This window comes from Pseudomonas sp. DCB_BI (genome assembly GCF_026240995.1).
In the GTDB taxonomy this organism is placed as follows: domain Bacteria; phylum Pseudomonadota; class Gammaproteobacteria; order Pseudomonadales; family Pseudomonadaceae; genus Aquipseudomonas.
Window position 1 is genome coordinate 14,740 of the sequence record NZ_JAPFCG010000013.1, and the last position, 12,573, is coordinate 27,312.

Here is a 12,573-nt window from a genome sequence, read left to right on the forward strand (position 1 = left end):
GGGCAGTCGCACGGTGATCGCCAGTGCACCCGCGTGGTGCGCTGTATGGAAAGGTAAAACAAAGATGGTACAGGTGAGAGTGCACCAGCCGGTCAATACCGACGGCAGTATCAATCTCGATGCATGGCTGGACCATGTGGTAAGCGTCGATTCGGCACTGGATCGCGCAGCGCTGAAAGAGGCCTGCGAGTTTGCCCATGAAGTAGAGAAAAAGGGCAACCCGGCCAAGCATTCCTGGGCGGACGGTACGTCCAGTTTCCAGGCCGGGCTGGAGATCGCCGAAATTCTCGCCGACCTCAAGCTCGACCAGGACTCGCTGGTGGCGGCGGTCATCTATCGCTCGGTGCGCGAGGGCAAGGTGACCCTGGCCGAAGTCAGCCAGCGCTTTGGTCCGGTGGTGTCCAAGCTGATCGACGGCGTGCTGCGCATGGCCGCCATCAGTGCCAGCCTCAGCCCCCGGCAGTCGCTGGTGTTGGGCTCGCAGGCGCAGGTCGAGAACCTGCGCAAGATGCTCGTGGCCATGGTCGACGACGTGCGCGTGGCGCTGATCAAGCTGGCCGAACGTACCTGCGCGATCCGTGCGGTCAAGTCTGCCGACGACGAAAAACGCCTGCGTGTCGCGCGCGAGGTGTTCGACATCTATGCGCCGCTGGCGCATCGCCTGGGTATCGGCCACATCAAGTGGGAGCTGGAAGACCTGTCTTTCCGCTACCTGGAGCCCGACCAGTACAAGCAGATCGCCAAACTGCTGCACGAGCGCCGGCTGGACCGCGAGCGCTTCATCAGCGACGTGATGAACCAGTTGCAGAACGAGCTGCTGGCTACCGGCGTGAAGGCCGACATCAGCGGCCGGGCAAAACACATCTATTCGATCTGGCGCAAGATGCAGCGCAAAGGCCTGGAGTTCAGCCAGATCTACGATGTGCGCGCAGTGCGCGTACTGGTGCCGGAAATCCGCGACTGCTACACCGCGTTGGGTATCGTCCACACCCTGTGGCGGCACATCCCCAAGGAGTTCGACGACTACATCGCCAACCCCAAGGAGAACGGCTACCGCTCGCTGCACACTGCTGTGATCGGCCCCGAGGGCAAGGTGCTGGAAGTGCAGATCCGCACCCACGGCATGCACGAGGAAGCCGAGCTTGGCGTGTGTGCGCACTGGCGCTACAAGGGCACCGACGTCAAGCCCAGCTCCAACCACTATGAAGAAAAGATCTCCTGGCTGCGCCAGGTGCTGGAGTGGCACGAAGAGTTGGGCGACATTGGTGGCCTGGCCGAGCAGCTGCGGGTCGATATCGAGCCGGACCGGGTCTATGTGTTCACCCCGGACGGTCATGCCATCGACTTGCCCAAGGGCGCCACGCCGCTGGACTTCGCCTACCGCGTGCACACCGAAATCGGCCATAACTGCCGCGGTGCGAAGATCAACGGCCGTATCGTGCCGCTGAACTACAGCCTGCAGACCGGCGAGCAGGTCGAGATCATTACCAGCAAGCACGGCAACCCCAGCCGTGACTGGTTGAACTCCAACCTGGGTTACGTCACCACCTCGCGGGCGCGGGCCAAGATCGTCCACTGGTTCAAGCTGCAGGCGCGCGACCAGAACGTCGCCGCCGGCAAGACCTTGCTCGAGCGCGAGCTCAGCCGCCTGGGCTTGCCACAGGTGGACTTCGAGCGCCTGGCCGAAAAGACCAACGTAAAAACCGCCGAGGACATGTTCGCCTCGCTCGGTGCTGGCGACCTGCGCCTGGCGCATCTGGTCAACGCCGCTCAGCAGTTGCTGGAGCCCGAGCGCATCGAGCAGATCGAGCTGGTGCCGCGCAAGCCTAGCGGCCCGCGTACCGGCAAGCGTGGCGACATCCAGATCCAGGGTGTCGGCAACCTGCTGACGCAGATGGCCGGCTGCTGCCAGCCGCTGCCGGGCGATGCGATTGTCGGTTACATCACCCAGGGTCGTGGCGTGAGCATCCACCGCCAGGACTGTGCCTCGGTGCTGCAGCTGGCGGGCAAGGAGCCGGAGCGGATGATCCAGGTGAGCTGGGGGCCGATCCCGGTGCAGACCTACCCGGTCGACATCGTCATCCGCGCCTACGATCGCCCGGGGCTGCTGCGCGACGTGTCGCAAGTGTTGCTGAACGAGAAGATCAACGTGCTGGCGGTGAATACCCGCTCGAACAAGGAAGACAACACCGCGCTGATGTCGCTGACCATCGAGATTCCAGGCCTGGACGCGCTGGGGCGCCTGCTGGGGCGTATCTCGCAGTTGCCGAACATCATCGAGACGCGGCGTAATCGTACCCCTTGAGACCGCGGCGCCTGCTTCGCGGGTTCACCCGCGGAGCAGGCTCCACCGAAGGACTTGATTGAATGACCTACACCCTCGAAGACCTGCTGCACCTCATGGCCCGCCTGCGTGACCCGCAGTACGGCTGCCCGTGGGACTTGAAGCAGAACTACGCCAGCATTGTCCCGCACACCATCGAAGAGGCCTACGAGGTCGCTGACACCATTGAGCGCGGCGACTTCGAGCACTTGCAAGGCGAGCTGGGCGACTTGCTGTTCCAGGTGGTCTACTACAGCCAGCTGGCCCGCGAAGAAGGGCGTTTCGAGTTCGATGGCGTGGTCGACAGCATCACCCGCAAGCTCATCCGCCGCCACCCGCACGTTTTCCCCACGGGCGAGCTGTACGCGCCGGTGGACACGCCCAGCCTGAGTGAAGCCCAGGTCAAGTCGCGCTGGGAAGAAATCAAAGCCGAAGAGCGCGCGGAGAAGAGCCAGCCCGAACAGCTGTCGCTGCTTGATGACGTGCCGGCAACCTTGCCGGCGCTGTCGCGGGCAGCCAAACTGCAAAAACGTGCGGCCACGGTCGGTTTCGACTGGCCGGCGGCGTTGCCGGTGCTGGACAAGGTCCGCGAAGAGCTGGATGAAGTGCTGCAGGCCATGGCCGACGGCGATGCCGATGCGCTGGAAGATGAAGTCGGCGACTTGCTGTTTGCCGCGGTCAACCTGGCCCGCCACCTCAAGCAGGACCCAGAGCATGCGCTGCGCCGCGCCAACCGCAAGTTCGAACGACGTTTCCGGTTCATCGAGCAGGCATTGCGCGACAGCGGTCGTCCCATTGAAGATTGTAACCTTGACGAGCTGGACGCCCTTTGGGGTGAAGCCAAGCGTCAGGAAAAGAACCTGCCCAGCTGCGGCTGAGCTGTTGCATAAGTGAGTGAACATTCATGAGCCTTTCCCTTCGCGACCAATTGCTCAAAGCCGGTCTGGTCAACCAGAAACAGGTCTCGCAGACCAACAAAGCTGAAAAGAAACAAAAGCGCATGGAGCACAAAGGCCAGGTCGAAGTCGACGACAGCCAGCAGCGCATTGCCAAGGAAGCCATGGCCGAAAAGGTCAAGCGCGACCAGGAGCTGAACCGTCAGCAGCAGGAAAAGGCCGAGCAGAAGGCCCGTGCCGCGCAGATCAAACAGTTGATCGAAGCCACCCGCCTGCCCAAGCTGAACACCGAGGATTACTACAACTTCGTCGACGACAAGAAGGTCAAGCGGATTGCCGTCAACGCCCTGATGCGGACCAAGTTGAGTAACGGTGCACTGGCGGTCGTGGCCCATGCCGGCGGCTATGAGGTCATCCCTCGTGAGGCGGCGGTGAAGATCCAGGAGCGTGATCCCAATCGTATCCTGCTGCTCAACACCCATGTCGAGGAAGCGGATGAGGACGATCCGTACGCGGCCTACAAGATCCCTGATGATCTGATGTGGTAAACACGAAAAACCCCGCCTTGGCGGGGTTTTTCATTGGAAGACTGATCATTGCGTGGTGCGCTGGTTTTCCAGGTTTTCCAGCTCTGCACGGTACTGGTGGGCTTCGTGTTCATTATGGAACATGCCGACCAGTTGGCCTTGCTGGTGCACATCCCAGATCCGCAGGCCGGCGGCCTGGCCTTCGTGGGACATTTTCGATTCGTCGCGTTCGGTTACTTGGACAGTCATCGGTAAACTCCACTTCTTCAGTTGGCTGCGACAGTGTGTCGCACACCCTCTTTATAGAGTTTGTTAGCTGCCTAAGTAAATAAAACAGCCATGAAACAAGTTTCATGAACCGCTCCTGCAGGAGGTTGCGCAAGGCGGGCACAAAAAAGCCCCGCACTGGGCGGGGCTTCGGGTGCTGCTGGCAGCGCGGGGTCAGTTACCCTTCACCGGCTTGCCATCGACCGTGCCATCCTGCAGCACGATCACGTACTCCTTGCCATCGGTCTCTACCTGGCGCAGTTGCACCAGCAAGTAGTCCCAGTTCTTGGCGAACCACAGTTCGGTGATGCGCTTGCTCTGGCTTGGGTCGCGCACGCGCTCGACCTTCACTGCATCGACCTGGCCGGTCTTGGTGGTGACCTTTTCGGTACCCAGTACGCGGAAGTCGTAGGTGTCGATCTCGTCACCGTCGACCACCTGGTAGGTCATGCTCTTCTTGCCGGCGGCCACGTCATGCTGCAGGGCCAACTGGTAGGAGGACTTGTCCAGCACACCACGGTTCAGCGGCAGGGTGATAGCGTCGCCACGGTCGCTGCCGGTGACTTTCTTGGCGTTCCAGTCGAAGTTCAGGTCAACCTTCTTGGCCTTGCCCAGGCCGCCGCGCTCGAAGTGGTACTTCTGCGGCAGCAGGGTGTCGTTATCCAGGCGCAGCGTGCTTTGCTCGGTCAGGCTGGCGATCATCATGGAGGCCTTGAAGTTAAGGTCCCAAGTGCCGTTGGCATTCTTGACCAGGCTGCGCTCGGCGGTGCCGCTCATGGGCAGTTGCTTCCAGTCGGCGGTGTAGCTGGCCGAGAAAGGCTTCAGATCAGCTGCCTGGAGGGGCAGGGCGAGCACGGCGAGAGCCAAGAGCAGGGCGCGACGCATAAATTCTCCTAGGATCGAATCAAGTGACCGCTGGCCGGCAGCGGCTGGCCATCCAGTAATGCACCTTGTTCGCCAAGGCGCAAGCGACCTTCTGCGAACCAGCGCACCGCCAGTGGGTAGATCAGGTGTTCCTGTTGGTGTACCCGCTGGGCCAGGCTTTCGACGGTGTCGTCAGGCGCCACCGGTACCACAGCCTGTACGACCAATGGGCCGCCATCGAGTTCCTCAGTCACGAAGTGTACGCTGCAGCCATGCTCGGCATCGCCCGCTTCCAGCGCTCGGCGGTGGGTATGCAAGCCTTTGTATCTGGGCAGCAGCGACGGGTGAATGTTGAGCAGGCGCCCCTGATAGTGGCGCACGAAGTCGCCACTGAGGATACGCATGAAGCCGGCCAGCACCACCAGGTCCGGGGCAAAGCCGTCGATCCGCGCCATCAGCGCGGCATCGAAGGCTTCACGGCCGTCGAACTGGGTGTGGTCGAGCACGGCGCTGTCGATGCCGGCCGCTGCGGCGCGCTGCAGGCCGAAGGCATCGGCGCGGTTGGAAACCACCGCACGGATGCGCACCGGGCTGTCTGCGGCCTTGCTGCTGTCGATCAGCGCTTGCAGGTTGCTGCCGGAACCCGACAGCAGTACCACTACATTGCAGGTCTTGCTCGGCATCAGTGTGCCTTGAGGTTGTGCAGCTCGACCTGGGCAGCGCCTTCGGCGGCTTCGGCGATGTGGCCGATCACCCATGGTTGCTCGCCAGCGGCGCGCAGTTCGTTCAGGGCGGCTTCGACCTGGTCCTGGGCCACGCAGATGACCATGCCCACGCCGCAGTTCAGTACACGGTGCATTTCGTGCTCGTCGACGTTGCCTTTTTCCTGCAGGAAATCGAACACCGCCGGGCGCTGCCAGCTGGCCACGTCAACCACGGCCTGAGCGTTTTTCGGCAGGACGCGCGGGATGTTGTCCAGCAGGCCGCCACCGGTGATGTGGGCCATGGCCTTGACGGCGCCGGTGTTCTTGATCAGTTGCAGCAGTGGCTTGACGTAGATGCGGGTCGGCGCCATCAGCAGGTCGGTCAGCGGCTTGCCGTCCAGTTGCGTGTTCTCGATGTCGGTGCCGGACACTTCGAGGATCTTGCGGATCAGCGAGTAGCCGTTGGAGTGCGGGCCCGAGGACGGCAGGGCGATCAGCGCGTCACCGGTGGCAACCTTGGAGCCGTCGATGATTTCGGCCTTTTCCACCACGCCGACGCAGAAACCGGCCAGGTCGTAGTCTTCGCCTTCATACATGCCAGGCATTTCGGCGGTTTCACCACCGACCAGCGAGCAGCCGGCCAGTTCGCAACCGGCGCCGATGCCAGTGACCACAGTGGCGGCCACGTCGACATTGAGCTTGCCGGTGGCGTAGTAGTCGAGGAAGAACAGCGGCTCGGCACCGCAGACGACCAGGTCATTGACGCACATGGCGACCAGGTCCTGGCCGATGCTGTCGTGCTTGTTCAGGTTCAGTGCCAGGCGCAGCTTGGTGCCGACGCCGTCGGTGCCGGAGACCAGCACCGGCTGCTTGTAGCCGGCCGGGATCTCGCAGAGGGCGCCGAAGCCGCCCAGGCCACCCATGACTTCAGGGCGTGCGGTGCGTTTTGCCACGCCCTTGATGCGTTCGACCAGTGCTTCGCCGGCGTCGATGTCTACACCGGCGTCCTTGTAGCTCAGGGAGGGTTGCTTGCTCATTGATCCAGGCCTTTAGGAGGGAGGGATTCTTAAAAACGACCATGACGGCCAAGGCCGGCGGGTAAGCAGCGGCTGCCTGAAACGTCAGTGGTCTGTGAAGGCGCGCGATTTTATCAGGGTTGCCGGGCAGCGGCCATCCTCAGGCCGACGGGCAGGGCATGAAAATGGGTAAATAGTTGGGCGCTGAACCTCTCGGCGCGGGCATCTGTCAGACCCCACGCATATCTCCCGCAACCAATCTTTCACCCGTCGCGACTGGTTACCTTGCGCCCCCGTGTATAAGGTATAGGCATTGCGGTAAATGGACAGGAACCTTCCATGCGTTTGTTCAATATTGTGGCAGCCGGTTGCCTGGCCCTTATGTCGGCCTCTGTCATGGCTGAAAATGTTTCGGGCCTTTATCAGGTACGCGAACCCGTCAGCGGGCAGGGCGCCGAAGCCCGTACTGCAGCGACCGCCAAGGCGCTCGACACGTTGGTGTTGCGCCTCACCGGCGACCCCAAGGCTGCGCAGAACCCGGCGCTGGCCGAGCTGCGCAAAGACCCGCAGCAAGTCATCAATCAGGTCGGCAGCGAAGCCGGCCCGCCTGAATCCGTACTGGTCGAGTTCGACCCCGGCAGCACCGAACGGGCCCTGCGCAAGGCAGGCCTGGCCTTGTGGGGCAGCAACCGGCCGTCGATCCTTGGCTGGTGGCTGTACGACAGCGCCGAAGGCAGTAATCTGGTCGGTGACGGCCAGGCCAGTGCCCAGCCCTTGCGCCGCGCCGCTCAGCACCGCGGGCTACCGCTGCGCCTGCCGCTGGCCGACCTTCAGGAACAATTGGTGGCCAATGCCAAGCAGCTCGAAGCAAGCGACCCGGCGCCGCTGCGCCAGGCTGCCGAGCGCTATGGCGCCGATGCCTTGCTGGCGGTACATGCCCAGGAGGCCGATGGCAAGTGGCAAGGCAAGTGGCAGCTGTGGCTGGGTGACCAGCGTGAGCAAGGCAGTGCCGAGGGCGCCGACCAGGCTGCGCTGGCCGATGCGGTAATGCTGGCGGTAAGCACCCGCCTGGCGCCGCGCTACGTCACCCGACCAGGCGCCAGCAGCCAGTTGCAGCTGCAAGTACAGGGTATGAACCTGCAGCGCTACGCCGAACTGGCCCGCGTACTGGAGCCTTATGGCCCCCGCCTGCAACTCGCCGAAGGCACTACCTTGACCTACGGGGTGACTGGCAACCGTGAGCAGCTACGGGCTCAACTGGGCCTGGCCAAGCTGCAGGAAGTGCCGGTAGAGCAGGCGCCAGTAGCACCAGCCACGCCACCGGCGGCTGCCGGCCAGGAGCCGACCGCCCCGCAGCAGCCCGTCCCCAAGCCGTTCGACGGCCTGCGTTTTCGTTGGTAAGGAGTACTGACATTGTCTGACATGCGCCGCTGGATCTGGCTGGGTGCCGCGCTGCTGGTTGCCGTGCTTTTGTATGGTTTGCACAACATCCTTACCCCTTTCTTGATCGGCATTCTCCTGGCCTACCTGGCCGACCCGCTGGTTGACTGGCTGGAGCGTCGGGGGTTGTCGCGGACCTGGGGTGTGGTCGTGGTGTTCGGCCTCTTTACCCTGCTGCTCATGGCCCTGTTGCTGGTCCTGGTTCCAATGTTGGCCAAGCAGCTGGTGCGGCTTTATGAGCTGGCACCGCAGATGCTTGACTGGCTGCAGCATGTGGCGCTGCCGTGGGTGCAGCATCGGTTGGGGCTGGCAGACGGGTTCTGGAAGTTCGACAAGATCAAGGCCGCCATCAGCGAACACATGGGCCAGACCACCGACATTGTCGGCGTGGTGTTGTCCCAGGCCACGGCCTCGAGCCTGGCGCTGATTGCCTGGCTGGCCAACATGGTGCTGATTCCGGTTGTAGGGTTTTACCTGCTGCGGGACTGGGACGTGATGATGGCCAAGCTGCGCGGCCTGCTGCCGCGCCAGCATGAGCCACAGGTAGTGGGCCTGGCAGGTGAATGCCATGAGGTACTGGGTGCGTTCGTGCGGGGGCAGCTGATGGTGATGGTGGCCTTGGGCATCATCTATTCGGCCGGGCTGATGCTGGTTGGGCTGGAGCTGGGGCTGTTGATCGGCATGCTCGCCGGCCTGGCGGCCATTGTGCCGTACATGGGCTTCATCATTGGTATCGGAGCCGCGCTGGTGGCCGGCCTGTTCCAGTTCGGCGGCGACCTCTACCCGATGCTGGGCATTGTCGCCGTGTTCATGGTCGGCCAGGCGCTGGAAGGCATGGTGCTGACGCCGCTGCTGGTCGGCGACCGCATCGGCCTGCACCCGGTGGCGGTGATCTTTGCGATTCTTGCCGGCGGTGAGCTGTTCGGCTTTACCGGGGTGCTGCTGGCGCTGCCGGTGGCGGCGGTGATCATGGTGCTGTTGCGGCATGTGCATGATCTGTACAAGGAATCGGACATGTACGCCGGAGACATTGACCCGGAGTTGTGATGGCCGGCACGTTCATCCTTGGATTTGGGGCGCCTGTGAGATCGAATGACATACACCATCAGCCTCGCATTGGCGCAACTTGTTGATTTTACTTGTGCTATCCATTGCCGTGATTGTGCGCCCCGCGTTGCAGGTATAGACTTTGCACATTGTTCAGCAAAGGCCCCCTGCGGTCCTGTCGACCGCCCGCGAGCATGAAACCACCGATCCAGTTGCCCCTGGGTGTGCGCCTGCGCGATGACGCCACCTTCATCAACTACTATCCGGGCGCCAATGCTGCGGCATTGGGCTACGTCGAGCGGCTATGCGAAGCCGACGCCGGCTGGACCGAGAGCCTTATCTACCTGTGGGGCAAGCAGGGTGTTGGCCGTAGCCACCTGCTGCAGGCTGCCACCCACCGCTTCCAGCAGCGCGGCGAACCCGCTGTCTACCTTCCCCTGGCACAGTTGCTCGACCGCGGCGTAGAGTTGCTTGACTACCTCGCCCAGTACGAACTGGTATGCATCGACGACCTGCATGTGATCGCCGGCAAGGCCGACTGGGAAGAGGCTATGTTCCACCTGTTCAACCGCCTGCGTGACAGCGGCCGGCGCCTGCTGCTGGCTGCCTCGGCATCGCCGCGCGAACTGCCGATCAAGCTGCCGGACCTGAAGTCGCGCCTGACCCTGGCGTTGGTTTTCCAGATGCGTGGTCTGTCTGACGAAGACAAGCTGCGTGCCTTGCAGCTGCGCGCTTCCCGCCGTGGCCTGCACCTCACCGACGAAGTCGGCCATTTCATCCTTACCCGTGGCGCGCGCAGCATGAGCGCATTGTTCGACCTGCTGGAGCGCCTCGATCAGGCTTCGCTGCAGGCACAACGCAAGCTCACCATTCCTTTCCTCAAGGAAACCCTCGGCTGGTAACCCCCTGAAAACGCTGGGCCAGAGCGGCAAAACGAAAAAGTCACATCTTTTTCGATAAAATTTGCAAATGGCCATGATAGAGGGCATAGTTTCACCCTTCTAAAGGATTACAGACACGGTCGTGCCCATGCTGAAGCGCTTCGCACCCCTCGTGCCACTCGCACTCGTGACCCTGCTTTTTGGCTGCGCGGCTCAAGGCCCGGCGTCTCATTCAGAGCCACAGCCTCAGGATCACACCCCGATCGCCGCACAGTCGGCAATCAAGGCCAAAGCCTCGCCCTCGTCGGTGTTCGGCGAGCCGGAAGAACTGGCCACCGAAGATGACCTGGCGTCCTTCTCCAGCAGCAAGCCTTACCAGCTGCCAGTCCTGGCTGACAGCATTCTCGAGCGCGGCATGTCGTTGATCGGCACCCGCTACCGCTTTGGTGGTACCTCGGAAAAGTCTGGCTTCGACTGCAGTGGCTTCATCGGCTACCTGTTCCGCGAGGAGGCAGGTATGACCCTGCCACGCTCCACGCGTGAAATGATCAACGTCGATGCCCCTAAAGTGGCGCGCAACAAGCTCAAGCCAGGTGACCTGCTGTTCTTCAGCACCAATGGCCGCGGTCGCGTCAGCCATGCCGGCATCTACCTGGGTGATAACCAATTCATCCACTCCAGCAGCCGCCGTAGCGGTGGCGTGCGCATCGACAGCCTCGGTGATCGCTACTGGAGCAAGACCTTCATTGAGGCCAAGCGTGCCCTGGCCATGGCGCCGACGAATATCGCGCGCAACTGATGGCCAAATGATATATCCTGCCGCGGCGGCGATGCTTTGAAAAAAGCTCGCCGCCGTGCGCATTTACAGAAAGCGTCTAATCTAAATTCTCAACTCTTTTCGGCTGCTGCGCAGCGGTCTCAGACAGGATGTTCTGGCCATGATAAAGATGGCGCGCTTCGCATTTCTCTCCTTGGCAGCCTTGCTGGCTGCCTGCTCCAGCCGTGCGCCTGCGCCGGCCCCTGTGGTACAGCCGCAGGTGACCTACAGCCAGCCCAGCCCTTCGCCGATTGCAGACGACGTGTTGATTCGCGCCATCGGTCTGGTTGGCACGCCTTATCGCTGGGGTGGCAACACGCCGGACTCTGGCTTTGACTGCAGCGGGCTGATCAAGTACGTCTACCGAGATGCTGCCGGCATCAGCTTGCCGCGTTCGACGCGGGAAATGATCGTGATGCGTGCACCCACGGTGGATGCCAAGTCGTTGCAGTCGGGTGATTTGGTGTTCTTCGCCACCAGCGGCGGCTCGCAGGTCAGCCATGCCGGCATCTACGTCGGCGAGGGGCGCTTCGTGCATGCACCTTCTACGGGTGGCACGGTGCGCCTGGACTACCTGTCGAACAGCTACTGGGCCAAGGCTTACCTGCAGGCCAAGCGGGTGATCCCGCAAGGGCACCTGGCTCAGAACCCCTGAGGGGCGGGCGGCAGGTTCGGTTGACAGGCTGGCTCACCACGCCTTGAAGCTTGAATCGGGAAAGTGCTGGTTTTAATGGCGCGCATAGTCCATTTGCGATGGCGACTCTGACTCACCTTTTCGCCCTTACGGCGAGTCACTTTTTGTCAACGCGACAAAAAGTAACCAAAAAACGCTGCGCTCCCATCATCCGGCCCCTACGCTGCGCTCCGGGGTTCCCTCGCTCCGGCCTCCTGAAGTCGCAATCTGCGTTGCCTGAGCTACCGCGCGCTTAGAAGCAAGATCAAAAGCGAAAAGCGAAAAGCGCCAAGCGATCGCAAGCCACAGGGCCGGCGGGGCTCTAGCTGTTGCTTTTGCTTCTAAGCGCGCGGTAGCCCAGGCGACACAGATTGCGACTTCAGTAGGCCGAGCGAAGGGCATGCGGAGGGAGGTGACGGGCATGGATGCCCGTCAAGCGCTGAGGCCCCATGGATGGGGCCTTCGGCGCGTACTCCCGGGAGCATGCCCGTAGCGAGGGGACCCCGGAGCGTAGCGTAGGGGCCGGATGATGGGAGCGGACGGTTTTTGGTTCCTTTTTGCCAGGACAAAAAGGGACCCGCCGTAAGGGCGGAAAGGTGAGTAGGCGCCACTATCGCGAATGAATGTCTGCGTGATGTGAAAGCCCACAACCCAAAAGCCCAAAAGCCCAAAAGCCAAAGCGCCGGTTCCCTTTGAAAAAATGAATGCTGACGGTGATACCGCCCCCCGCCGTCAAGCAAAACGCCTGTTCGACAGCAAACGGGCCGCTTGGATTGACGCTATGGGTGCAACCCTCTAACCTTCGCGCGTGTTTCAGGTGCCCTGCCAGCCTCGACTGGGCAGGGTGAAACTGGGAAGCCGGTGGGCGCCAGCGTGGCGCGATTCCGGCGCTGCCCCCGCAACGGTAGGTGAGTCGCGGCCGCGCATGGCCACTGGGTGCCAACACCCGGGAAGGCGCGCAGGCCAGGGCCTAGGCCCGCTCACAAGCCCGGAGACCGGCCTGATATCTGCCAACGGCATCACGGAGGGTGATGCGCGGTGCACCGTGGCGCTTGCCATGGCCCCTGCGCGCTCTCCGTCTGCCTGCCTATTACCTGTCGTCGCGCGTTGCCGCGGTG

12 protein-coding genes and 1 riboswitch are annotated in these 12,573 nt (G+C 62.5%); of the genes, 8 read left to right on the forward strand and 4 right to left on the reverse strand.

Annotated elements, in window-relative coordinates:
* The first annotated feature begins 64 nt into the window (after window positions 1-64).
* The 3 genes from relA (at window position 65) to OO258_RS15315 (ending at window position 3,767) form a co-directional block, all read left to right on the forward strand.
* Window positions 65-2,305: a GTP diphosphokinase gene (gene relA / locus OO258_RS15305; RefSeq protein ID WP_110746095.1), complete on the forward strand. Its 2,241-nt coding sequence runs from the start codon at window positions 65-67 to the stop codon at window positions 2,303-2,305.
* A gap of 62 nt (window positions 2,306-2,367) precedes the next feature.
* Entirely contained in the window at window positions 2,368-3,201 is an 834-nt protein-coding gene (mazG, locus tag OO258_RS15310) for a nucleoside triphosphate pyrophosphohydrolase (protein ID WP_110746096.1), read from the forward strand.
* 26 nt (window positions 3,202-3,227) lie between these two features.
* Entirely contained in the window at window positions 3,228-3,767 is a 540-nt protein-coding gene (locus OO258_RS15315) for a DUF2058 domain-containing protein (RefSeq protein WP_110746097.1), read from the forward strand.
* Window positions 3,768-3,812: 45 nt separating this feature from the next.
* Here OO258_RS15315 and OO258_RS15320 read toward each other — a convergent pair whose 3' ends face one another.
* The 4 genes from OO258_RS15320 to purM all read right to left on the reverse strand — a co-directional run bounded on the left by OO258_RS15320 (window position 3,813) and on the right by purM (window position 6,618).
* Window positions 3,813-3,995, reverse strand: a complete 183-nt coding sequence (locus OO258_RS15320; protein ID WP_110746098.1) for a hypothetical protein — start codon at window positions 3,993-3,995, stop codon at window positions 3,813-3,815.
* A 192-nt stretch (window positions 3,996-4,187) separates the two neighbouring features.
* The gene (locus OO258_RS15325) at window positions 4,188-4,898 is read right to left on the reverse strand and encodes a DUF3108 domain-containing protein (protein WP_266031339.1); all 711 of its coding nucleotides are present in this window, start codon (window positions 4,896-4,898) and stop codon (window positions 4,188-4,190) included.
* 8 nt (window positions 4,899-4,906) lie between these two features.
* Complete coding sequence (gene purN, locus OO258_RS15330) at window positions 4,907-5,560, reverse strand: phosphoribosylglycinamide formyltransferase (RefSeq protein WP_266031341.1); 654 nt, start codon at window positions 5,558-5,560, stop codon at window positions 4,907-4,909.
* Window positions 5,560-6,618 carry a phosphoribosylformylglycinamidine cyclo-ligase gene (purM, locus tag OO258_RS15335; RefSeq protein ID WP_110746101.1) on the reverse strand — a complete coding sequence of 353 codons (1,059 nt, stop codon included), beginning with the start codon at window positions 6,616-6,618 and terminating at the stop codon, window positions 5,560-5,562. The genes purN and purM overlap by 1 nt, the downstream gene beginning before the upstream one ends.
* Window positions 6,619-6,936: 318 nt before the next feature.
* Here purM and OO258_RS15340 point away from each other — a divergent pair, with 318 nt between their 5' ends.
* The 5 genes from OO258_RS15340 to OO258_RS15360 all read left to right on the forward strand — a co-directional run bounded on the left by OO258_RS15340 (window position 6,937) and on the right by OO258_RS15360 (window position 11,437).
* Entirely contained in the window at window positions 6,937-7,998 is a 1,062-nt protein-coding gene (locus OO258_RS15340) for a DUF2066 domain-containing protein (RefSeq protein WP_266031344.1), read from the forward strand.
* 12 nt (window positions 7,999-8,010) lie between these two features.
* On the forward strand, window positions 8,011-9,084 hold the full coding sequence (locus OO258_RS15345; protein ID WP_266031346.1) for an AI-2E family transporter: 1,074 nt from the start codon (window positions 8,011-8,013) through the stop codon (window positions 9,082-9,084).
* Between the two features lie 194 nt (window positions 9,085-9,278).
* Window positions 9,279-9,986: a DnaA regulatory inactivator Hda gene (gene hda / locus OO258_RS15350; RefSeq protein WP_003252443.1), complete on the forward strand. Its 708-nt coding sequence runs from the start codon at window positions 9,279-9,281 to the stop codon at window positions 9,984-9,986.
* 127 nt (window positions 9,987-10,113) lie between these two features.
* On the forward strand, window positions 10,114-10,764 hold the full coding sequence (locus OO258_RS15355) for a C40 family peptidase (protein WP_266031348.1): 651 nt from the start codon (window positions 10,114-10,116) through the stop codon (window positions 10,762-10,764).
* A gap of 139 nt (window positions 10,765-10,903) precedes the next feature.
* On the forward strand, window positions 10,904-11,437 hold the full coding sequence (locus tag OO258_RS15360; protein ID WP_110746105.1) for a C40 family peptidase: 534 nt from the start codon (window positions 10,904-10,906) through the stop codon (window positions 11,435-11,437).
* Between the two features lie 816 nt (window positions 11,438-12,253).
* A riboswitch (cobalamin riboswitch) is annotated at window positions 12,254-12,474 on the forward strand.
* Window positions 12,475-12,573 lie beyond the last annotated feature (99 nt).

Excerpts from the sequence above, each read along its gene's own strand:
- relA (WP_110746095.1), top strand. The coding sequence starts at position 65 with ATGGTACAGGTGAGAGTGCACCAGCCGGTCAATACCGACGGCAGTATC.
- mazG (WP_110746096.1), top strand. The coding sequence starts at position 2,368 with ATGACCTACACCCTCGAAGACCTGCTGCACCTCATGGCCCGCCTGCGT.
- OO258_RS15315 (WP_110746097.1), top strand. The coding sequence starts at position 3,228 with ATGAGCCTTTCCCTTCGCGACCAATTGCTCAAAGCCGGTCTGGTCAAC.
- OO258_RS15320 (WP_110746098.1), bottom strand. The coding sequence starts at position 3,995 with ATGACTGTCCAAGTAACCGAACGCGACGAATCGAAAATGTCCCACGAA.
- OO258_RS15325 (WP_266031339.1), bottom strand. The coding sequence starts at position 4,898 with ATGCGTCGCGCCCTGCTCTTGGCTCTCGCCGTGCTCGCCCTGCCCCTC.
- purN (WP_266031341.1), bottom strand. The coding sequence starts at position 5,560 with ATGCCGAGCAAGACCTGCAATGTAGTGGTACTGCTGTCGGGTTCCGGC.
- purM (WP_110746101.1), bottom strand. The coding sequence starts at position 6,618 with ATGAGCAAGCAACCCTCCCTGAGCTACAAGGACGCCGGTGTAGACATC.
- OO258_RS15340 (WP_266031344.1), top strand. The coding sequence starts at position 6,937 with ATGCGTTTGTTCAATATTGTGGCAGCCGGTTGCCTGGCCCTTATGTCG.
- hda (WP_003252443.1), top strand. The coding sequence starts at position 9,279 with ATGAAACCACCGATCCAGTTGCCCCTGGGTGTGCGCCTGCGCGATGAC.
- OO258_RS15355 (WP_266031348.1), top strand. The coding sequence starts at position 10,114 with ATGCTGAAGCGCTTCGCACCCCTCGTGCCACTCGCACTCGTGACCCTG.
- OO258_RS15360 (WP_110746105.1), top strand. The coding sequence starts at position 10,904 with ATGATAAAGATGGCGCGCTTCGCATTTCTCTCCTTGGCAGCCTTGCTG.